21 protein-coding genes are annotated in these 23,023 nt (G+C 42.7%); 17 read left to right on the top strand and 4 right to left on the bottom strand.

Features of this window, described 5'->3' with window-relative positions; all coding sequences use genetic code 11:
• Positions 1-3: 3 nt before the first annotated feature.
• The 5 genes from hisF (at position 4) to ACFFGT_RS20460 (ending at position 7,584) form a co-directional block, all read left to right on the top strand.
• Positions 4-1,143 (top strand): imidazole glycerol phosphate synthase subunit HisF, encoded by a 1,140-nt coding sequence (hisF, locus tag ACFFGT_RS20480; protein ID WP_377024371.1) that lies wholly within the window; start codon positions 4-6, stop codon positions 1,141-1,143.
• A 123-nt stretch (positions 1,144-1,266) separates the two neighbouring features.
• Positions 1,267-1,905 (top strand): bifunctional phosphoribosyl-AMP cyclohydrolase/phosphoribosyl-ATP diphosphatase HisIE, encoded by a 639-nt coding sequence (gene hisIE, locus ACFFGT_RS20475; RefSeq protein WP_377024379.1) that lies wholly within the window; start codon positions 1,267-1,269, stop codon positions 1,903-1,905.
• 124 nt (positions 1,906-2,029) lie between these two features.
• Positions 2,030-2,920, top strand: coding sequence for a class A beta-lactamase, subclass A2 (gene bla, locus ACFFGT_RS20470; RefSeq protein WP_377024370.1), 891 nt, complete (start codon positions 2,030-2,032; stop codon positions 2,918-2,920).
• A gap of 36 nt (positions 2,921-2,956) precedes the next feature.
• A complete protein-coding gene (locus ACFFGT_RS20465; RefSeq protein WP_377024369.1) occupies positions 2,957-3,868 on the top strand; it encodes a WD40 repeat domain-containing protein in 912 nt (303 codons plus the stop codon).
• Positions 3,869-4,251: 383 nt separating this feature from the next.
• A complete protein-coding gene (locus ACFFGT_RS20460; RefSeq protein ID WP_377024368.1) occupies positions 4,252-7,584 on the top strand; it encodes a T9SS type A sorting domain-containing protein in 3,333 nt (1,110 codons plus the stop codon).
• A 5-nt stretch (positions 7,585-7,589) separates the two neighbouring features.
• Here the strand turns inward: ACFFGT_RS20460 and ACFFGT_RS20455 are convergent, their stop codons facing one another.
• Together ACFFGT_RS20455 and ACFFGT_RS20450 are read right to left on the bottom strand one after the other, a co-directional pair.
• Positions 7,590-8,351 carry a C40 family peptidase gene (locus ACFFGT_RS20455; protein WP_377024367.1) on the bottom strand — a complete coding sequence of 254 codons (762 nt, stop codon included), beginning with the start codon at positions 8,349-8,351 and terminating at the stop codon, positions 7,590-7,592.
• Between the two features lie 271 nt (positions 8,352-8,622).
• Positions 8,623-8,976, bottom strand: a complete 354-nt coding sequence (locus ACFFGT_RS20450; protein ID WP_183561156.1) for a 4Fe-4S dicluster domain-containing protein — start codon at positions 8,974-8,976, stop codon at positions 8,623-8,625.
• A gap of 101 nt (positions 8,977-9,077) precedes the next feature.
• Here ACFFGT_RS20450 and ACFFGT_RS20445 point away from each other — a divergent pair, with 101 nt between their 5' ends.
• The 11 genes from ACFFGT_RS20445 (at position 9,078) to ACFFGT_RS20395 (ending at position 19,453) form a co-directional block, all read left to right on the top strand.
• Positions 9,078-10,103, top strand: coding sequence for an acyl-CoA reductase (locus ACFFGT_RS20445; protein WP_377024366.1), 1,026 nt, complete (start codon positions 9,078-9,080; stop codon positions 10,101-10,103).
• A 110-nt stretch (positions 10,104-10,213) separates the two neighbouring features.
• Positions 10,214-10,417: a fructose-6-phosphate aldolase gene (locus tag ACFFGT_RS20440; protein WP_228948731.1), complete on the top strand. Its 204-nt coding sequence runs from the start codon at positions 10,214-10,216 to the stop codon at positions 10,415-10,417.
• 5 nt (positions 10,418-10,422) lie between these two features.
• Complete coding sequence (locus tag ACFFGT_RS20435; protein WP_377024365.1) at positions 10,423-11,103, top strand: cell division ATP-binding protein FtsE; 681 nt, start codon at positions 10,423-10,425, stop codon at positions 11,101-11,103.
• 231 nt (positions 11,104-11,334) lie between these two features.
• A complete protein-coding gene (locus ACFFGT_RS20430; RefSeq protein ID WP_377024364.1) occupies positions 11,335-11,949 on the top strand; it encodes a nucleotide exchange factor GrpE in 615 nt (204 codons plus the stop codon).
• Positions 11,950-12,076: 127 nt separating this feature from the next.
• On the top strand, positions 12,077-13,240 hold the full coding sequence (dnaJ, locus tag ACFFGT_RS20425; RefSeq protein ID WP_377024363.1) for a molecular chaperone DnaJ: 1,164 nt from the start codon (positions 12,077-12,079) through the stop codon (positions 13,238-13,240).
• Between the two features lie 279 nt (positions 13,241-13,519).
• Positions 13,520-14,155 carry a hypothetical protein gene (locus tag ACFFGT_RS20420; protein ID WP_377024362.1) on the top strand — a complete coding sequence of 212 codons (636 nt, stop codon included), beginning with the start codon at positions 13,520-13,522 and terminating at the stop codon, positions 14,153-14,155.
• Between the two features lie 139 nt (positions 14,156-14,294).
• Positions 14,295-15,440, top strand: a complete 1,146-nt coding sequence (locus ACFFGT_RS20415; protein ID WP_377024361.1) for an exo-alpha-sialidase — start codon at positions 14,295-14,297, stop codon at positions 15,438-15,440.
• 110 nt (positions 15,441-15,550) lie between these two features.
• Positions 15,551-16,207, top strand: coding sequence for a hypothetical protein (locus ACFFGT_RS20410; RefSeq protein ID WP_377024360.1), 657 nt, complete (start codon positions 15,551-15,553; stop codon positions 16,205-16,207).
• 58 nt (positions 16,208-16,265) lie between these two features.
• Positions 16,266-17,186 carry an ABC transporter ATP-binding protein gene (locus tag ACFFGT_RS20405; RefSeq protein ID WP_377024359.1) on the top strand — a complete coding sequence of 307 codons (921 nt, stop codon included), beginning with the start codon at positions 16,266-16,268 and terminating at the stop codon, positions 17,184-17,186.
• A complete protein-coding gene (locus ACFFGT_RS20400) occupies positions 17,179-18,432 on the top strand; it encodes an ABC transporter permease (protein WP_377024358.1) in 1,254 nt (417 codons plus the stop codon). The genes ACFFGT_RS20405 and ACFFGT_RS20400 overlap by 8 nt, the downstream gene beginning before the upstream one ends.
• A gap of 94 nt (positions 18,433-18,526) precedes the next feature.
• Entirely contained in the window at positions 18,527-19,453 is a 927-nt protein-coding gene (locus ACFFGT_RS20395; protein WP_377024357.1) for a Ppx/GppA phosphatase family protein, read from the top strand.
• Here the strand turns inward: ACFFGT_RS20395 and ACFFGT_RS20390 are convergent.
• Positions 19,450-20,154, bottom strand: a complete 705-nt coding sequence (locus ACFFGT_RS20390; RefSeq protein ID WP_377024356.1) for a carboxypeptidase-like regulatory domain-containing protein — start codon at positions 20,152-20,154, stop codon at positions 19,450-19,452. The genes ACFFGT_RS20395 and ACFFGT_RS20390 overlap by 4 nt on opposite strands.
• A 39-nt stretch (positions 20,155-20,193) precedes the next feature.
• Positions 20,194-20,754: a hypothetical protein gene (locus ACFFGT_RS20385; protein WP_377024355.1), complete on the bottom strand. Its 561-nt coding sequence runs from the start codon at positions 20,752-20,754 to the stop codon at positions 20,194-20,196.
• 240 nt (positions 20,755-20,994) lie between these two features.
• Here ACFFGT_RS20385 and ACFFGT_RS20380 point away from each other — a divergent pair, with 240 nt between their 5' ends.
• Positions 20,995-22,980: a M1 family metallopeptidase gene (locus tag ACFFGT_RS20380; RefSeq protein WP_377024354.1), complete on the top strand. Its 1,986-nt coding sequence runs from the start codon at positions 20,995-20,997 to the stop codon at positions 22,978-22,980.
• Positions 22,981-23,023: the final 43 nt, after the last annotated feature.

The following is a 23,023-nucleotide window of genomic DNA, read 5'->3' as shown; positions in this document are numbered from 1 at the left end:
AAAATGAAAAGAAAAATGTTTTTGGGAGCAGATCGATTGGTCTTTCAAAACGCAGAATCCCTTCGTTATAGAATGACAGCTGCTGAAGAATTACTTTGGCAACATTTAAAAGGAAAGCAATTGGGTGTAAAATTCAGAAGGCAACATCCTTTAGGAATTTATATTGCTGATTTTTATTGTCATCAATATAAATTAGTCATTGAATTAGATGGAAGTATTCATAATCTTCCGGATGTAATTCAAAATGATATAATTAGACAAAACAACTTGGTTTCCGATGGACTCAAAGTATTACGCTTTACCAACGAACAAGTAATTAATCATTTAGAAAAAGTATTGGAAAATATAAATACGCAAATCAAAGGCTCCCCCTTTAGGGGGCGGGGGGGGCTTGCCAAGCGAATCATCCCCTGCCTCGACGTTAAAGACGGCCGCACCGTTAAAGGTGTAAACTTTGTAGACCTCCGCGATGCCGGCGATCCGGTTGAGCTGGCCTGGAATTACTCGCGCCAGGGAGCGGATGAACTGGTATTTTTAGATATTACAGCTACAGTTGAACGCCGTAAAACTATGGTTGATCTGGTAAAAGCCGTTGCCAGGCAGATTAACATCCCTTTCACTATTGGCGGTGGCATTAATGAAATTGCCGATGCCGATGCATTATTGAATGCAGGTGCGGATAAGATTTCCATTAATTCGGCTGCGGTACGTAACCCTAAGTTGATTGATGAGCTGGCCGCTGCTTTTGGTGTTCAGTTTGTGGTGATAGCGGTTGATACCCGCAGTATTGGCGATAAAAATGTAGTACACCTGAATGGCGGCAGGCTGCCAACAGAACGCCAGACACTGGAATGGATCCTGGAAGCCGAAAGCCGTGGTGCAGGTGAGATCCTGCTTACCTCAATGGATCATGACGGCACCAAAAGTGGTTTTGATAATGGCTTGCTGAAAACTATTAATGATGCAGTTCATATCCCGGTAATCGCCTCGGGTGGAGCAGGTAAGGTTGGGCACTTTGTTGATGTATTTGAAAAAACCAACGTTGATGCGGCACTGGCAGCTTCGGTATTTCATTACGGTGAAATACTGATACCGGATTTGAAGCGGATCTTGCTTGATAATAAGATTGAGGTAAGGATTTAATAACGCCTATATTAAGAATAATAAAAAGCGCGGGTTTGTGCGATTCCCTCCCTTGGGAGGGTGTAGGGAGGGGTTTCTTCAGTATGCATATTTATTAAAACGGCATATAAACCCCTCCCTGCCATCACTCACTCCCAACACACCCCTCCCAAGAGAGGGAATAAGAAGAAAAAAATGAACATAGATTTTGAAAAAACCGGCGGACTTGTCCCCGTGATCATACAGGATGAGCAAACTTTAGAGGTTTTGATGCTGGGTTACATGAACCAGGAAGCTTACGATAAAACCGTACAGGAAAATATCGTTACCTTTTATTCCCGCTCAAAAAACCGTTTGTGGACCAAAGGCGAAACCAGCAGCAATTTTCTGCATGTAAAAAATATCAGCATTGATTGCGATAACGATACCCTGCTTATTAAAGTTAAAGCTGATGGCCCTACCTGCCACACCGGCTCGCGCAGTTGCTTTAATACCGAATTTAATCAAAACTTTATACTGGAACTGGAAAATATCATTGCCGACAGGTATGCCAATCCGGTAGAGGGTTCGTACGTGAACAAACTCCGCAATAAGGGCCTAAATAAAATAGCCCAAAAAGTTGGCGAAGAAGGTGTTGAAACCGTAATAGCTGCCCTTGCCGAAACCGAAACCGACCTGATCAATGAATCATCAGATCTTGTTTTCCATCTGCTGGTTTTGCTTCGCGAAAAAGGTTTGACATTGGAAACTATTGCCAAAAACCTGGAATCAAGACATAAGTAACAGTTGGCAGTTTTGAGTTGGCAGTAAGCAGTAAAAAGCTTCCAAAACTTAAGGCCATCCAACTGCAAACTGAAAACTGCCTACTGCAAACTGAAAAAATGATCATCGTACAAAAACAGCCTGGATGCTACGAAGCTTTTTATTATTATTCCTTTTAATTTTTGCATTTGGTATTACTAAAAGTAATGCGCAAAACGAAAAGCTAAGAGCTCAGTTAGCTGAAATTGCTAAAGATGCCAAAGGCATCGTTGGGGTTTCGATATTAAACCTGGAAACCCGCGATACATTGTCATTAAACGGGCATGCTCATTTGCCTATGCAAAGCGTAATGAAGTTTAGCATTGCTATTACTGTTTTGCATGAAATTGATAAAGGGAATTTTAAGCTTGATCAGCTAATCCATGTAAGTAAAAGTGATTATTATGATACTTACAGTCCGCTGAAGGATAAAAACCCGGTGACCGGCGTTGACATCTCTATAAGGGAACTGTTAAGCTATATGGTGTCATTAAGCGATAACATTGCCTGCGATGTACTGATAAAAACACTTGGCGGTATTGATAAGGTAAATGATTACATTCATAGCCTGGGCGTAAAAAACATCGCCTTTAAAGCCACCGAATTTCAGATGGCACAGGCCTGGCCAGTTCAGTACACCAACTGGGCCGAGGTAACTGATCTTACTCATTTGCTCGATATTTCTTTTAAACCAAATTTTCTTTCACCGGCAAGTCACGACTACCTTTGGAAGATCATGCAGGAAACATCAACCGGCCCTAAGCAAATCAAAGGTTTACTTCCAGCCGGTACAATTGTTTATCATAAAACCGGGCGCTCAGGCACCAGTGAGAAAGGCATCACTGCCGCAACTAATGACATTGGCATTATTACCTTACCTAATGGTAAGCATTTGGCAATAGCTATATTTGTAAGCGATACGCCGGTTGATTTGCCAGTAAGGGAGTCTGTTATAGCCCGGATTGCCAAAGCAGCTTTTGATGATGCGGTAAAATAATTTACCGGCAACTGGCTATACTTATTAATAACAAAGATGATCACCGTACAAAAAACCGCCGAACTTACCGGCCATGCCAACCCGATATTTACACTTGAGCTATCGCAAAAGCCGGGGATATTGTTTACCGGTGGAAATGACAAAGGGCTGGTTGAGTGGAGTTTGAAAGATTTTTCATTCATTAAGGTGATGTTTCCGGTTAATGCATCTATTTATGCTGTCCACTGCCCGGAAGGTTACCCGCTGATGTTTGCGGGTTTACGCAGCGGCGAGGTTTTGGTATTTGATTTTATCCAGCAAAAGCTACTTAAACCATTAAGGCATCATCGTAAGGCTATTTTTGACATTAAATCATCGGTTAAAAAGGATGAATTACTGGTAGCTTCGGAAGATGGTACTGTATCTGTATGGAGCCTTAAAACCCTCGAAATGGTACATGCTATAAGCGTATCAAAGGATACGGTACGCTGCATTGCTGTTTCGCCCAATCAAAAACAGGTGGCATTCGGTTGCCGTGATAATCACATCGCTGTTTACGACCTGGAAGATTATACTATTATTAAAGCACTGCATGGGCATACTATGGCTATTTTTTCGCTTGCGTACAGTCCTGACGGAACCTACATTGCTTCAGGCTCACGTGACGCGCAGGTGAAGATCTGGGACACCGGTACCTTTCATGAAATAAAAAATATCCCTGCCCATCTGTTCGCAGTGAACCATATTGTATTTCACCCTACTCTGCCTTATTTTGCTACTGCCAGTATGGATAAAAGCATCAAGATCTGGGGATCGGATGATTTTAAACTTTACAAAAACATCAGCAGGGAAAAAGGATACCCAGGCCACGTGCTCTCCATCAATAAATTAGCCTGGTCGGCTCCTGATCAGCTGCTTTCAGTAAGTGATGATAAGAACATCATCAATTGGGAAATTAGCTTTAATTAATAAGCCTTAAATTTCATTTTACCGAAAATCACCCTACTATGACTATTTTAAAACAGTCATTTTCCTTAATGGAATATACTTACTGTTTTACCGGTAAAACGGTTTAGATCCCGCAATTCCACGTTATACAAATACCTGTCCAAAACTTTTATAAAATATATTAAAGCAGTGTATTTTTAATACAAAACACCTTGATTTAATATACAAAATACTCACTTCATTCATTCCTGTTTTGTTTATTCATTTTATTCATTATCTAAAAACAGGAACATTTATAGGCATTTAGTCGTAATTATACACTAATACTTGTTATTCACGCAAGCTATTCCAAACGCCACTCATAGCTTTTAAGAATATAAAAAATAGTATTAAAATGTATACTTATGAAAAATAAAATCGTCCTGATTCTATTTTTATTCTTTAGCTCTGCAGCATCGGCAACTGTATACGACTGGGTTGGCGGAGCTTCTCCCAATCCAAACGCCTGGACCGATAAAAATAACTGGAAAGTGCCCGGTTGCCTTGGCCTTTGTTTTGTAACGCCATCTGCAGCACCCGGCTCAGCCGACGCTATACAACTTGGAGTTAATTTTACTTTTAGCAGTGCCAATGCACCAATCATAACAGCAAACACAACCTGTGCATCAGTTAGTTTCGGGACATTGCAAGCATCTACAGTGCTAACAGTTGCCGGCAGCAGTGTTACATTAACCGTAACCGGAACGATAGAACAATTACCAAGCGCCATTTCAATCAATCTTTTGGGCAACAATACTGTAACCGGAACGCTTGCCGGTACCGGTAGCATCAGTTGTGCATCGGTGCAAGCGGGCGACCTGATAACCCTGTTAAATGTACTTGCGCTATCAACCAATAATGTACAACTGGTATCTACAGTAGCCAATCTTAATGTAACAGGCAATATCAATGTTTATAGCACAGCGTATATTGCGCTTATTATCCCATTAGGTTATAACAATGCTGCATTCTATTTGCGGGGAGGTACCACAACAGTTAATGGCCAGCTCCTCACTAAAAACCTCACAAATGGCATTCTCCCTTTAGGCTCAGCGGCATCCATATCAACCTTTACCATTGATATCCCCTCATCATCAACGTTAACACCAAACCTAAAGCTTACAAATGCAACACCTATCGACCCTTTAAGTATTGCAGGATCAATAGATTTTTATAACAACAGCGGTGGATCAGGCACCTGTACGGTTGAATACTCAGGTACAAGCACCCAAACTGTTTACACAGAAAGTTCAACCTTGCTGGATATTAACCCGGCTGCCTATCAAAACATTATTTTTTCATCAGCAGGTACAAAAAGCGTAACAGCGGGTAATCTGAGCGTCTGGGGCAATTGGAATTCGGCCTCAGGCAAAGTTGATGTGATCAGTAACAACCCATCGGTTATTTTTGGGGGAACAGCCCAATCATTAAGCGATGCCGGATCAGACGGGGGCAATGGTGTGGTATTTAAAAATATTTTTGTACAAGGCAGCGGAACAAAAACCATGTCGGCTTCAGGCTCTGGAAAATTTGCTGTTTCATCTGCAGGCATACTCACTATGGGCGGCACGGCTACTTTGGTTGCAGGCGGGGTACTTACATTAAATTCAGATGCATCGGGCTCGGCTACCGTGGCAAGCATTCCATCGGGTACAGCCATTACGGGCAATGTAAATGTACAACGCTACATCAGTGGCGGCTCAAGCCATCGCGGGTATAGATTACTTACCTCCCCGGTAAATAACGGATCAGGTGCATTTACACTTGCTTACCTGAAAACCAGTGCTTATGTAACCGGAACGACAATGGCGGCCGGTGGCTTTGACCCTTCGCCTAATGCTAATAACCCAACCATCTATTTTTTTCGCGAAAATACGGCCCGATCTATCACAAGCTTCACAAGCGGCAATTACAGGGGAGTGAATAGCATAACTTCCTCGCCCTATTCTTTTGACTCAGAATCCGGAAGCTATACTTTATATTCAGGTAACGGCTTCCTCTTTTTTTTCCGGGGCGACAGGTCAACCACCATAGCGCAGGCAACGGTGGTATCACACATACCCGAAAACACAACTTTTACTGCTGCCGGATCTTTAAACCAGGGAAATATTACCGTTAAACACTGGTATACCGGCACGAGTGCGTTATTATACACAAGTACAACCGGCAGTACCGTACAAGGTTATAACCTTGTGGGCAATCCTTATGCAAGTACGATCAATTTTGAAAAGCTCAACCGTAAAGGCGTATCCGGCGGCAATGCAGATCCCACTTCATCTATGTATATCTCCGGCGAAAAAGCGCAGATCTATACTACTGTAACTGCAAATATACCGCCGGTTGTATCTATGTGGGTTTACAATTCTACCAATAAACAGTATGAAAGTTACCAGCAAAATGCCAATCAGATAACATCAGTTGCAGATACCACAACGACAATTAACCCCGGCATTCAAAGCATTAGCGGCGGGGCAGCAGGTAACATGATAGCCAGCGGACAAGGCTTTTTTGTTCGGGCTACAGGGGCCGGTCAAACTATGATTTTCAGAGAATCAGCTAAAACCAATACCCAGCCGTCTTCAACTACACTCAACAAAGTGTTAAGCATGCCTAAGGGAAACATGCCTTTAGCAATGGCAACCACTAAACAAAGCAGTTTGGTTGCCGCAGAGCCCGCTCCTGCTAACCAACCTGCATGGCCAAGGCCATTGATGAGGTTGCAGTTAATCAAAGATTCATTGAATTTAGACGGTGTAGCTATTGTGTTGATCAAAGACATTTCGCCTGCCTTCGATCAAAACAAAGACACTGAAGACCTCGGGGGCAGCGGTGCACCCGAAAGCTTGTCAGTATTATCAAGCGACAGTATACAGGTTTCCATCCACCGCCATCCCCTACCCGGCAAAACCCAGGAAACAATCCGTTTGTTTGCCGATGCTACTGCGTCCGGCCCTTATCAACTTAAACTAACTGATATAAAAGGCCTTCCCGATTTGTATGAGGTTTGGTTAAAGGATAAATTTTTAAATGATTCGCTGGATATCAAGACACACCCGGAATATAACTTCAACATAGATAAAAGCAATAACGCCACCTTTGGCGCCGGCAGGTTGCAGCTTATTGTGCGCCAAAACCAAACCCTTATGGTACATTTACTCAACTTTGACGCTAAGAAAGTAACTGACGGCGCTCAAGTTACCTGGCTTGCCGAAAACGAAGCCAATTATACTACCTACATTGTTGAAAGGAGCACCAACAATGGTAAAACATTCCGCCCGATAGGCACACTATATTCAAACGGGGCCAAAAATTATTCACTTAATGATCAAACACCGGCGCAGGGACTAAACCAATACCGCTTAAAACAAATTGACCTAAACGGCGACAGCACCTACTCTAAAATTGTTCCGGTAATGTTTAGCAATAAAGCGCAGAACACAATAAGCAGTATCATGAACTTGTACCCAAACCCGGCTACTGATGTAATTCATGCCGAAATGAAAATAGGTAATGGCAGCGCTTATAAATACAAAATAAACATCACCAACAGCGAGGGTAAGTTAATGGCCACAGCCACATCATCGCAGCCTAACTGGCAAAATAATGTAGCTGCTTTTGTGCCGGGTACCTACATCATGCAGGTTGTTAATGGCAATGACAACAGCGTTATCGGGTTTAAAAAATTCATCAAACAATAATAAGATCAAAAAAAGCGCCTGATCCCGCACAGGTTGTGGGTATGCTTTTTCTGCTCGAGCGAGTATATGCCATCCTCATTAATGGTGTCAATTTTAACCTTGCCCGATGCATGAATAATATGCTCATTATTAAGCATGATACCTACATGCGTTACACGGCCTTCGGCATTATCAAAAAAAGCCAGATCGCCCAGCCGGGCATCTTTTATTGAATCAACTTTGGTACCTTCTTTTACCTGCATACTGGCGTCCCGCTTAATCCGGAGGCCCTTAAGTTTATAAACCACCTGTGTAAAGCCGGAACAGTCGATACCAAAATGGGTTCGCCCGCCCCACAAATACGGTGAGTTCAGAAATGACTTAGCAGTAACAGCAAGATCTTCAGGCTCACCAACTTTACCAATTATCTCAAAGCGCTCATTACCAATCCTGCATGAAGTACCTTCCAAAAAAGCAAGCGAGCTGCCGGCCGGTAAATAAACAACACTGTTATCGCTGATTTTCCAAGCCTGTGTAACAGCCTGGTAAGTAAGTTGAGGAGGATGGTTTTTAATGTTTTTATGTGCTATATGACCAAGCATAGCAAATTGCAGGCGACCCACCCATCCCACATATCCATCACTTTCGGCAATTATCTTAACCCAGTTAGTTTGCCACTCGGTTATTTCAAACGCCTCGCCAAATAATAATTGCGATACCTGCTCGCTCCGCTCGTTAGGCTCGGCCCTAAGCGGGATTACGGCCAGGTTACATATCCCGTACTCCATAGTTCTGTAAATGTCAAATAAACAAAAATTCCTCGCGTATTTAAAACCAATACACGGTTAGCATTTTAATATGATATTACTTTTATAATTGGTATTTGGATGCTCTGGGGTAAAAGCTGTACGATATTACAAATATTTTTAGAATTTTCAATCAAACTCACACGTACCATAGCACTACAAATACTCTATTTACCATTCCTTTTAAATTTACCGCTAAACAAAAAAGGGACATGCATTGCATATCCCTTTCAATATCATTTAAAATGTATGATTATTCGTTCATGTGCAGCCAGTCTTTTTTGGCAAGCAGCTCTTCTTGAGTTTCGCGGATATCTTCGTCATCTACACAGCAATCAACCGGGCAAACGGCAGCGCACTGAGGTTCGTCATGGAAACCTACACATTCGGTACACTTATCAGGCACTATATAATATATATCGTCAGATAACGCAGCTTGTGTTTCTTCGGCATTCAGGGTATTACCATCGCCAAAATCAATAACCCCTTTCAGGCCTGTCCCGTCGCTAAAACGCCAGGCCGCTCCTGCATCATAAATAGCATTATTAGGGCATTCCGGTTCGCAGGCCCCGCAGTTTATGCACTCGTCGGTGATTTTAATCGCCATATTTCTAAATATCTAATAATCTCAATTAACTTTGCCTGCAAATATCAAGCGCACAAATATAACAAAAAAAGGCTTTAAGGGTTTAATCCCCTAACATATATATGTCAAAAATTAATTCAAAAAACTCAATTAATTCATTTTCGGAGTTAGGCAGGCAACTATTGTCGCCCGATGCAGCATTAAGCGCCCTTATTGAAAATGAACAATACCACAACGCCTGGTTTACACCGGCAAGCGTTTCAGAAGCCGTAACAGCTATAGGCAACATGCTTAACGATGATGACTTAAGCACCTGGCTTTCAAAATACAATCTTGAAACCGGAAAGGCTGCAAAAAGCGTTGGACTTATCCTGGCGGGCAACATCCCGCTGGTGGGTTTTCATGATGTGCTTTGCGTTATAGCTTCAGGCAATACAGCGCTCATCAAAGCCTCATCGCAGGATGCCAGGCTTATCAAAGCGGTACTGGAAAAACTGGTAGCTATTGATGCCGCTTTTGAGGATACCTTTAGCTTTATTGACCGGCTGCAGGGCTTTGATGCCATCATAGCTACAGGCAGTAACAACAGCTCACGTTATTTTGATTATTACTTTGGCAAAGTACCAAACATCATCCGCAAAAACCGTAACAGCATTGCGGTATTAAGCGGCAGGGAAAGTGCTGAAGATTTATTCAATTTAGGCCATGACATATTTGATTACTACGGACTTGGCTGCCGTAACGTATCCAAAGTACTGGTACCTGAAGGATATGACTTTACTTTCTTTTTTGAATCGATAGAGGATCATAAGGCCATCATCAATCATCATAAATACAACAACAATTACGATTATAATAAATCTATTTATTTAGTAAACAGCGACAAGCATTTAGATAACGGATTTTTGATGGTTAAGGAAGATGACAGGCTGACATCCCCGCTGTCAGCATTGTTCTTTAACTACTATCATGACATGGCAGATGCCGAAAGTATAATTAGCCGGAATGCCGAAAACATCCAGTGCATAGTAAGCACACTACCTTTACAAGTACAAAACCAGGTAGTAGGTTTCGGCCAAAGCCAGCAACCCCAGTTATGGGATTATGCCGATGGCGTGGATACGATGGAATTTTTGTCAAGTCTTTAAATAAATAATACCTTTGGAAAGTACGCTAAAAGCAGAAGGCTTAAAGCTGAAAGCGCCTGTGAAAATATAAATTGCTTTAAGCTTTTTGCTTTGAGCCTTAAGCTAACAAAATGTATATCATAAAAGTTAAAGGCGTTGCCAAAATACCCGATTATGTACAGCTGCGCGATGATAAATTTACGCTGCTGGCCTATTTCAGGGTTGACAGGCCGGATAAATCGCTTGACAAAGTTGGGTTGGCCGATAAAGCCGAGCAGATCATGAATATTATCAAAGACCTTCCTTTTGGGCAGATCTTAAAATTAGAGCTATAAAAACGATGATAGGAAATTCTATAATAAAACTAAACAACGTTGATATTTTTCAACAGGCGCACCTGGTACTTTCAAACGTAAATTTACATGTTGACAAAGGCGATTTTGTTTGGCTGATAGGTCAGACAGGATCAGGCAAAAGCAGCCTGCTGAAGGTAATTTATGGCGATTTAGCTATTAAAGCCGGTACCGGCCATGCCTGCGGCTACGAGTTGAGCAAACTCCCAACCCGCGACATCCCCTACCTGCGCCGTAAGCTTGGCATAGTTTTCCAGGATTTCCAGTTACTTACCGACCGCACCATTGAGCAAAATCTGAATTTTGTAATGCGTGCCACCGGCTGGAACGATAAAAAGCTGATTGCTGATAAAGCCCTCGATGTGCTTGAAAAAGTTGGTCTGCGCTCAAAATTAAAGAAAATGCCTCATGAACTTTCGGGCGGTGAGCAGCAGCGTGTGGTTATTGCACGCGCCTTGCTTAACGATCCTGAAATAATCCTGGCCGATGAGCCCACCGGCAACCTCGACCCGGAAACATCTGAAGAAATTGTAATGCTGCTTAAACAAATAAGCCAGTCGGGCACAGCCGTACTGGTAGCCACTCACGATTATCACATTATCCGCGCTTTTCCTTCACGCATTATCAAATGCGAAAATGGTAAGGTTTTGGAAGACGTGGCAATATAAAATTATTTTACCGTCATTGCGAGGCACGAAGCAATCCCAAACTGTACAGAGAAGACATGATATGCCGCTCTGCTAATAGGGGATTGCTTCGTTCCTCGCAATGACGCTTTTAAAAAGCCAACCCGCCAAATCAGCGGTACGCTCTGTCACCATTTCTTAAAATTAGTTCATGCCACTGACAGCTTGACCGCTTTGCAGCTATGGCAGGATACTTGATTGGCACTACTCGCTATGAAATTTAACGACATGTTGAAGAAAAAGAAGAAAGAAAATACGGATAATACTGAAAATATAAACGAAGTGAATAACGAGCAACTACAAAACGAAGGGCAGGAACAAGCCCAGGAAACAGAAGTTACAACTACTGAAACTAAACAGGAAACTGCAGCTGCCCCTACTGCCGAAGAAAAGCTGAAAGATGAGTTGGCACAGGCTAATGACAAGTACTTGCGTTTATATGCCGAATTTGATAACTTTAGAAGGCGTACCATTAAAGAACGCGAGGAAGCCCGCAAAACCGAAGGTAAAGACATTATTGTGGCTTTATTACCTGTACTTGACGACTTTGAACGCGCTCAGCGTGCCATGGATAAGGCTACCGAAGTTGCCCCTGTTAAAGAAGGTGTTACTTTGATCCAAAACAAGCTGAAAAATATACTGACACAAAAAGGACTTAAAGAGATGCCATCAATTGGCAATGCCTTTGATGCCGACCTGCATGAAGCTATTACCAACATTCCGGCACCTACTGATGACCTTAAAGGCAAGGTAATGGACGAAATGGAAAAAGGCTACACCCTGAATGACAAAGTGATCCGCTTTGCCAAAGTGGTAGTTGGAGCGTAACTGATTTCGGATCTGGGACTTTCAATTTCGGATTTATCCGGATTATGATTGTCCATCCTGATCTTACACAATATTATATAATAACAAATCCGAAATCTGAATTTCGGAATCCGAAATTTAAAACATTATGGCTAAGAGAGATTATTACGATGTGCTTGGGATTGCAAAAGGTGCAAGTGCTGATGATATAAAGAAAGCATATCGTAAAATGGCTATTAAATATCACCCTGATAAAAATGAGGGCGATAAAGAAGCGGAAGAAAAGTTCAAGGAAGCTGCGGAAGCTTACGAAGTATTGAGTACCCCTGAAAAACGTCAGCGTTACGACCAGTTTGGTCATGCTGCCAACGCGTCATCGGCCAACGGCGGTGGCTACGGTGGTGGCGGTATGAATATGGATGACATATTTAGCCAGTTTGGCGATATTTTTGGCGGCGGCAGTCCGTTTGAAGGTTTCTTTGGCGGCGGTCGCCAGGGAGGCGGTGCAGGCAGGCGCGTAGCCCGCGGCAGCAACCTGCGTATTAAAGTGCGTTTAACCCTCGAAGAAATTGCCAACGGCGCCGAAAAGAAGATCAAGGTTAACAAACAGATCATCTGTAAAACCTGCGATGGCAGCGGTGCAAAGGATAAATCATCATTCCAAACCTGTAAAACCTGTGGTGGCTCGGGCGCTGTGCGCAGGGTAACCAATACCATTTTGGGCCAGATGCAAACTACCAGCACCTGCCCTACCTGTAACGGCGAAGGTTCAACCATCCTGTCAAAGTGTACTGTTTGTCATGGTGACGGCGTAGTTAGAGGCGAAGAACTGATCACCATCCAGGTGCCTGCAGGCGTAAGTGAAGGTATGCAACTGAGCATGAGCGGCAAAGGTAACGCTGCCCCACGCGGCGGTGTTCCCGGCGATTTGATCATCCTGATTGAAGAGGTGCCACACGAAACCTTGAAACGCGATGGCAACAACGTGATCTATGACCTGCATGTAAACTTTGTTGATGCAACTTTAGGTACCTCTGTTGAAGTGCCAACCATTGACGGTAAGGCCAAAATAAAAATTGATCCCGGAACACAAGGTGGTAAAATCCTGCGCCTGAAAGGCAAAGGCTTACCCGAAGTAAACTCATACCATCGCGGTGACCAGCTGGTGCATATCAACATCTGGACACCAAAAGCCCTGAGCCGCGAAGAGCGCGAGATTTTGGAAAAACTGCAAAGCTCACCAAACTTTAAACCGAATCCGGGCAAAAACGAGAAAAGTTTCTTTGAACGGATGAAGGAATATTTTGAATAAAGCTTAAGACTGAAAGCCGAAAGCATAAAGCTTTTAAAAGCCCGGAGTTTTTACTTCGGGCTTTTTTGTTTTTGCAAGTTTAAGCGTCCTTCGCTTGAACTATAGTTGGTTTGAGCACCCACGTTCCCTCATTTAGGTTTCTTCCGGTAGGTTTATACACTTGTCGAAAAATCATCTTCAAGCTGGAGAAGTTTAACTTGCGGAAGTTTTACACTTCGGCCTTTTTGTTGCGGGAGATTTACCTAAATTTATAACCACAAAACCTTTCACATTAAATACATGAAGAAAAACCTCTTTTTATTAGCTATCCTACTGCTGGGAAATGTTGCATACGGCCAAAGCAATTACCTACACCTGATTTCGCCTGTAAATTCTACATCAAACAATCCTGTATCAGCAGATGAAATGACCAGCCGCATAAGAAAAGACGCTGAAAACTATGCCAGGTATGCACCAGTGCCACGCATGGCCGAAATGGATTATGCGTTTGGAGCCGATATTGAAGAATATAAAAAGCTGAATGGGTTTGGGGTGTTGTACATTCCGTCACTTAACCGGGACAGCTCCGAATATCCTATAAAAAGAGTTTACGTTAAGGTAAATAATAAGATTATCGAACTTGAAAAACTTGGGGAGATCAAAGTGCCCGTTACCGACCCTCAAATAATCAGCACCTTTGGCCGCAACCGGATTGACTACTATTACCTGCTTCCATACCAGCTAACCCTTAAGGATAGCGAAGTATTGATTGACTGGAGCACTAACCGTCAAAATTTCACACTTACTAAGTTTCCCAATACCGGGCCAATAGACTTTATCACAACAAAAAACATTGGCAAAAACGATGGTGTTATTGACAAGCATACACTAAAGGCATTCCTAAAACGCGAGTTTAATGTTAACAGCGCTGATTAAAAGCATACTATGAAAGTAAAACGGCCTACTGTTAGTATCACGTTTTTGTATGCTATTTTATCGTTGATCTCCACCGTATTAAGACAATTATCAACTCTGCACATGCAGGTGATGCCGAAAATTTTGCATATTAGCGTATATGCTGCTATCTAAAAAAATATTTGCCTTTTGCATTTTTATTGTTTTATTGGCATGTTATAACACTAAAGCCCAAATCCGCAACAACTACCAAACCGAAGCAGGTGTTCCCAGGTTAAACATTGAGCGGGCTATGATCTACACGCCCGATAAAGAATGGCTTTATAATCATCACCCCTCTATTATCCATTTTAAAGATAAATTTATAGCCATTTGGAGCAACGGGCTTATTGATGAAGATTCGCCGGGCCAGCGGGTGGTTTACTCGGTATCGAAGGATTTTAAGCATTGGTCGGCCCCTGCTGTACTGGCATCACCAAGCAAAGTTAATGATACCCTTACCGTACTTACCGCGGCAGGCTTATATCAATACAAGGGCACATTGGTTGCTTATTACGGCGAGTATACCAAACATCGCCAAAACACCCACCTTTGGGCCAAAACCAGTACCGATGGCGAACACTGGAGCGAGGCGATAGACATGCACATACCACTGATCCCCAACCACGGTCCCGAAGCTACTAAAAATGGCAGGCTCATCATCAGCGGTAACTTTTTATTCCCTTATACTGATGATCCCCGCGGCATTTCGGGCTGGAAACTGAGCAGCTTTTATCCTGATTCGTTGTATACACAGGATAACTCGGCTGCCTTTTATGCCCCGGCAGCTAAGCTTGGTTTACCGCCGCTTTGCGAAGGCTCATTTTTTCAAACAGACGATAATATCCTTCACATGCTGCTCAGGGTAACCGGCAAAGGCTGGAAAGGCCATTTGTGGCTCACCGAAAGCAGGGATAACGGCAGTAGCTGGTCGCGGCCGGCAGTAGCACCATTTTCGGATAATGACAGTAAATTTCATTTCGGCCGGTTGCCCGATAAACGTTTTTATTATGTAGGCATTCCTGATACCCTGCACCATTATGACCGTAACCCACTGGTGATCTCCCTGTCAAAAGACAGCGAAAGCTTTGATCGAAATTATATCATAGCCGATGAGTTGTATCACCTCAAAAAAGAAGGATTATGGAAAGGCGGGCAATACGGGTACCCGCATACTATTATTTATAATGGCTACTTATATGTGATCATTTCAAGGCAAAAGGAGGCTATTGAAACGCTGAGGTTTAGTTTGAAGCAGTTAAAGTAATATTAGCTATTTATAAATATTAAATTAGCATACTGGTATCTCCTGTAATAATTCACCAATTATGTCCGGCATACTGTTTAACTTTATATTAAACTAAAACCTACCTGCTCATGAAACCTAATCGTGATACCGCTTATCTAACTATTGCTACATCCATTATAGCTGCATTGATAATAATCCTGATGCAACCTATGCAAAACCTGTTTTTTAAATTGCCGGATAATTTCAGACACCTGATATCGTTTCTTCCTTTGTTATGTTTCGTTTGGTTAATTGTATTTGTGATAAGTATCTTAAAATACACCAATGAAAAGCCTTTTATCATTAATACTTTTATCATTTACCTAATTTTTTGCTCGTTACACGGTGGCATCAGCATAACGATGACCTTTCTCCATGTATCCGCACAATCATTGATCATGTTTTACCAGGTAACGGCGGTCATTAAACTGCTGGTTATAATAGGCCTTATTGTTGCAGCTTTTGCTTTGCGCCCTGCACAATTCAGGTTGCCTCTGCGCTTTTTTGCATTGGGCGAATTGTTTATTATGCTATTTTATATTGTAATACCGCCCTTGCTTATTTTAACAGGTGTTAGCAACTATCGCGATTACATAAGATATTCCGGCCTTGTAAACCTGATCATTCCGGCAGCAGGCGTATATATTGCAGTGACTGTATTAAATGTTATCGGTAAACAGCAATTTGAACAGCGTTTTCAAGATATAGATAAGCAATACCTGCCGGATGATAAAACAGGCATGTAACATATGCTATCTATACTTATCTAATACCAAACTACTTAAAACATATAAACCTTAACAAATGCTAAGCATCCGCAATATTGTTAAACAATACGCCGGTCACAGGGCACTGAGTGATGTAAGTTTGGAAGTTGAAAGCGGGCAGATCTTTGGCCTGCTGGGGCCTAACGGCGCCGGTAAAACTTCACTTATCCGTATTGTTAACCAAATCACCGCTCCCGACTCGGGCGAGTTATATTTTAACGGCGAAAAACTCAACCAATCGCATATTGAACGTATCGGTTACCTCCCCGAAGAACGTGGATTGTACAAAAAAATGGAGATCGGCGAGCAGATGATCTACCTGGCCCGTTTAAAAGGCTTAAGCCGTGCTGAAGCTCAAAAACGCCTTAAATTCTGGTTTGAAAAACTGGGCATGGAAACCTGGTGGAAAAAGAAAATAGAAGAACTATCAAAGGGTATGCAGCAAAAGGCGCAGTTTGTAGCAACCGTACTCCATGAGCCCGACCTGATCATTTTAGATGAGCCCTTCAGCGGGTTCGATCCGGTGAATGCAGAGCTGATCAAAGACGAGATCCTGCAGCTGAATAAAAAAGGAGCTACCATTTTGTTCTCTACCCACCGCATGGAATCGGTAGAAGAGCTTTGTGATGCTATTGCACTCATCCACCAATCGCACAAAATCCTGGATGGTAAGGTTAAACATATTCGTAACTCGTACCGTAACGATACCTATCTTGTTGAATATGCAGGCGAACGTGTTGCCTTTGATGGAAGCCAGCCATTTGAAGTAGTTAGCGAAACCATTATAGAAGATAATAGCTACAACATCAAAATAAAACTTACCGGCGAACATAACTCCAACGATGTTTTGCAATACCTGATCCCAAAAGTACGCGTAAATATGCTGCAGGAGATTATCCCAAGTATGCATGAGATCTTCATCGAAAAAGTTAACCTAAATTCAACCGGCCATGAATAAAGTATTACTCATTATACAGCGCGAGTACATTACCCGTGTGCGTAAAAAATCATTCATCATCATGATTTTCGTAGTGCCGTTGCTGATATTGGCTATGGGCTTCGTTATTGCAATGGTTGCTAAAGACAGCGGGCAGCCCACATCACTTAAAATTGTAAATGTAGTTGACGATAGTAAGTTATTTGCAGGGAAATTTCACGATGTATCAAATATAAAATTCATTATCCCCAGACAGGATTTAAAAACTATTAAAGCGATATCTAAAGACGATGAAAATATCGCCACCTTATTCATCCCGGCTGATTACCTTACAAAAGGAGGGGTTCAAATATTTGCAAAAAAGAAATCAGCGATCCAACTCAGCTCTGAAATTGAAAAGCAGATGAATGATATCGCCTTCAATAACAATATGATTGCACGTCATATTGATACTGCTGCTATTCATTCCATAAAGAAAACAGACATATCTGTAAATACAGTGGAGGTAACTGACAAAGGTGATAAAGACGCCAATATGGGCGCTAATATTGGCATTGGCATCGCCTGCGCTATATTGATTTATCTTTCGCTTTTAATTTACGGCGGGCAGGTAATGCGCGGCGTTATTGAAGAAAAAACTAACCGTATCATTGAGGTTGTGATATCATCGGTAAAACCGTTTCAGCTGATGCTGGGCAAGATCATAGGGGTGGGCCTGGTTGGTTTAACACAATTTGGCGCATGGATAATCTTATCTGTTATATCTACTAAAATTGCCGGACATGCGCTTAATTCTCCGGCCAGCCCTATGACTGGCGCTCTTGCAGTGTTGCAAACGATTCCATTCGGCTATATAATGGGTTGTTTTATATTTTACTTTTTAAGCGGATATCTATTATACGCCGCGTTGTTTGCAGCTGTAGGCTCAGCAGTAGATAGCGAAACTGAAACCCAGCAGTTTATGTTCCCGATAACGCTGCCATTGCTGTTCACTTATCTTTTGTCAGTATCGGTGCTTTTCCGTGCGCCGGATAGCACGCTGGCGGTTTGGCTATCCATGATTCCATTTACTGCTCCGATAGCTATGATGGTACGCATCCCCTTTGATCCGCCAGTCTGGCAAGTTGCCTTGTCGATGAGTTTAATGGTGATCGGTTTTCTGTTCACCACATATGTTGCAGCGCGAATCTATCGTGTGGGCATATTGATGTACGGCAAAAAAGCAAGCTATAAAGAATTAGTCAAGTGTTTTTTTTATAAAGAATAATTTTGATTTCGGATATCGGATGTTCGATTTCGGATTTACTGAATAAATCCCCGGGAATGATTAAACAATTCCGGGGATTATTTATTTTAGCCATATGAGTAAACGCGTTGCAGTAATGGATTTGGGTACAAATACCTTCCATTTATTGATTGCCGAAGGTGATATACACAACTACCACGAAATTGTACATATCACCGAAGCTGTTAAACTTGGCGAGGGCGGCATCAATAAAGGCTATATTTTACAGGAAGCGTTTCAGCGTGGTGTAAATACCATGCAACGTTTTCATGAAGTCATCCAATCCAACAATGCTGCCGGTGTAAGGGCAATAGCGACTTCGGCACTGCGGAGCGCATCAAACGGAAAAGATTTCATTAAAGAAGTTGAAGCCCAAACAGGCATCGCTATCGAGATCATTGACGGAGAGCAGGAAGCCGGTTTCATTTACAACGGCGTAAAACTAAGCGGTTGTTTATCGGCCAAAAACTCACTCATTATGGATATTGGCGGCGGCAGCGTGGAGTTTATTTTAGGCAATACCGATAACATTTTATGGAAACAGAGTTTTGAAGTGGGCGCCGCCCGCCTTATGGATCAGTTCCATCACACCGACCCTATCCCTCCCGCATCCATTGAGGCAATGAATTTATATCTGGAGGATACCCTGCACGATTTGTTCATTGCCACTACCGGTATTGAAATTGATACGCTGGTTGGCTCCTCAGGCGCGTTTGAAACCTTCGCCGGGTTGATAGAAACCGGGAAAGCCAAGCCTTTTGATTTGAAGAGTATTCAGCATTATGATTTTGATGAGGAAGAGCTGTTAACTATCACCAATAAACTTATTCTTTCGAGTCATAAGGACAGGGCAGCCAATAAAGGTATCATACCGGTACGGGTTGATATGATTGTATCGGCTTCCTTAGTTACGCGCTTTATCATGCATGCACTGGATATCCATAAGGTGAGTATGTGCACCAATTCGTTAAAAGAAGGGGTTTTGGCCGGGATGCTGGGTTAAAATATGCTTTTTATGGTATTCCATACCTTTTTGGGAAAGGAATTGCGTTTTATTACAACAATCGCTCCCATAATATTCGGTTGCATTTTTAGTTTGAATATTGCATTGCTGTCGCGAAAATTAGCAACAGGCAATTCAGTTGTCTGGAAGCCGATGAAATGGGCAACAATAACTCCTGAAACAGGAACATCTTTCAACTCGAAATAACCGTCTGTATTTGCTGTAGTACCCGTCTCTGTTCCTTTAAGCTGCAGGGTGGCACCGGGTAGCGGCAGATTGTCATCCCCTATAATTTGCCCTTTTAAAGTTATCCGCTTTATAGTATCTGCGGGCATGTTTGATTGACCGCTGTTAAAATCCGGCTCAACCTGCTCCATTTTGTGTAATGGTTTTGCCTCAGCTTTAAAAAATGGTAATATACTCATCAATGAGGCCGCAACTAACAACCTTTTTATCGCATTCCTTTTTCTCTCGTCCCCTTTTGATAAATTATTCAGCTGCGTTATTCGCTGCGGATCGATCCGGCCACAGGCATTGTTGTTGATGTTTAAATAAGTAACGATCTGTTGATTACTCATGGCATTAAAATCAACCACCGTTTTGCAGCAATGACCGCAATAACGGCCATCGCTAACGGTTGTCATCTGCTGCCATTGTTCATGACAAGGTTTAGGTATGCTGATGTGCTTAATCGTACTCATTGTTAATTTAAATTTCACTGGTTAATATAATCGCCGTTCTTATCGTATTCCAAATTCATAAAGCATGGATCGGTCTATTTCTTTTTCTTCCTTTTTCACCACTATACCTTTGGTTACCACTCCGCCAATAACATTTGCAACCGTGTCAACGCTGCGTATAACTGTCAAATTCTTCAAATGCCCGATTTTTACTTCAGGTATGTTAACAACAGCTTTTCCCATAAATAATGTATCAGCAGGTAAGCGGGTATCTGAATTTAACTTAACAGGTTTGCCTTTTGTCGATATTTTACCATTTGCTTTATAACCCGCCAGGTGCAATATTCGCCGATTTAAGCCCGGAGCGCTTATGCCTGGATGTCGGGTTTGGTGTTTTTTATGCAGTGAATCAACCTGTTGAAGTAAACTAAGTCTCGCTTTTGCCCCGGCAAACTGTACAAAGCTTATAATTGATACTGCCATCAATACATACTTACGTAAATGCTGTCTGTTATATTTATCAAATAAGTAACTGGCCGGCTTATCCAATTGCTGCTTTTCAAACCGGCCACAAACGTTATCATTAATTGAAATATGTTCGATGATCTCCTCATTGCTCATCATCGTAAAATCAACCACCGTTTTGCAGCAATGACCGCAATAACGGCCATTGCTAACGGTTGTCATCTGCTGCCATTGTTCATGACAAGGTTTAGGTATGCTGATATGTTGAATAGAGCCCATTTTATCAATTTATCAGTAGGATGCAGTCATCACACTAATTCCATAAACCACTTTAACTTTTTTATAAAATCAAATTTTACGGGCATCCTTTGTATATTGGGTGCTTAAATACACAGCATGAAATTAAGATCTATCGGCATTGGCTTATTGTCGGTTTTAGCACTCGGCGCGTCGGCGCAAAAAAGGAAACTCAATCCTAACGACACTTCATCAAACTACAACCCGGCGCAGGCTTTTTCGCCTATGTTTTATACCGAAAAAGGTAATGATTTCCATTCGGCCAATGGTGCTCCCGGAGCGAAATACTGGCAAAACCGGGCTGACTACAATCTGAAAGTCACCCTTGATACTGTGGGCAAAACCATAAGCGGCACCGAGGTGATAGCCTATATTAACAATAGTCCTGATGCCCTGCCATACCTTTGGCTGCAGCTTGATCAAAATACTTATAAACAGGATGCCCGATCCAACTTTTTTACTGACCGTTCGCCCGGCGCGGATCAACATACCGGCGGTTACCAGATCGAATCTGTATCGGTTGATTATGGCGATGTGGTTAAAGCTGTGCCATTTGTAATTACTGATGCCCGGATGCAGGTGCGCCTTGCCCATCCGCTGCAAAAAGGAGCTATGAAACTGCGCATCAAATACCACTATACTATTCCAGGCACTTTTGGCGGCCGTACCGACTATTGCGACACCAAAAATGGCAAGATCTACGAAATTGCTCAATGGTTTCCGCGGATGTGTGTTTATGACGACAGCCATGGCTGGGATACCCTGCCATTTCTGGGCAGCGGTGAATTTTACCTTGATTATGGCGACATAGACTATTCGGTTACCGTACCATGGGATATGATCGTAGCCGGATCGGGCGAATTACTTAACCCCAAAGAAGTACTGACAGCTCAACAGGCAGCCCGTTTAGATCAGGCCCGTAACAGCGATAAAACCATCATGATCCGTGATTTGGCCGAAGTTAATGATCCGGCCAGTCGCCCGGTTAACAAGGGTACACTTACCTGGCATTTTAAAATGCTCAATACCCGCGATGTTGCTTTCGGTGCATCGAAAGCTTATATCTGGGATGCGGCAAGGGTTAACCTGCCCGGCGGTAAAAAATCATTGGCTATGAGCGTTTACCCTGCCGAAAGCTATGGTAACGATGCCTGGGGACGTGCTACTGAATATCTCAAAAAATCAATCGAGTATTTCTCTGAAAAATGGTTTGTATACCCCTACCCGGTTGCTATTAACGAGGCAGGTATTGCCGGCGGGATGGAATACCCGGGCATTGTGTTTGACGGCATTACCGATAAAGGCAGCGTACTTTATTGGGTAACCGCACATGAAATAGGCCATAACTGGTTCCCGATGATAGTGGGGTCAAACGAGCGCCGCTATGCCTGGATGGATGAAGGCCTGAACACCTTTATCGACATTTATGCATCTGATGCATTTAACAAAGGTGAATACGCCCCTAAGCGCGATAGTGAATACGCACCCGGCGGCGGTAACCCTGCCGATGAGATCATCCCGGCAATGCTTGACCCGCAATCGCCCAGCATTATGACCGCGCCTGATGCCATCCCCGAAAAATATCGTCATCCGCTAACCTATTATAAACCCGCATTTGGCCTGGTTTTATTGCGCGAGCAGATATTGGGTAAAGACAGGTTTGACTATGCCTTTAAAAACTATATTAACCAATGGGCTTATAAACACCCCCAGCCCGATGATTTTTTCAGGTCGATGGAGAATGGCGCGGGTGAAGACCTTTCCTGGTTTTGGAAAGGCTGGTTCTACAATAACTGGCTGGTTGATATAGCCCTTATTGATGCTAAATATGCCGGTAAGGATGCATCAAAAGGTATTACCATCAATGTGGTGAACAAAGAGCAATTGCCGATGCCATTTACTGTTGAAGTAAAATTTAAAGATGGCAGCAAAAAACGTTTTTACCTGCCGGTTGAAACCTGGCTGCAAAACAGGCAAATAACTTATACACTGCCTACTACCCAGGAAGCCGAATCGGTAACCGTAGACCCGGATGCTGCCCTGCCCGATCTTAACCGTGCCAATAACAGCCAAAAGGTTAAATAAAGCATACCACATCAGGTGTTCAACTTTTTTAGGGTTGAACACC

Source organism: Mucilaginibacter angelicae (assembly GCF_042434235.1).
In the GTDB taxonomy this organism is placed as follows: Bacteria; Bacteroidota; Bacteroidia; order Sphingobacteriales; family Sphingobacteriaceae; genus Mucilaginibacter; species Mucilaginibacter angelicae.
The sequence above is the reverse complement of the archived record's forward strand: the minus strand, read 5'-3'. Positions and strand labels throughout refer to the sequence as shown.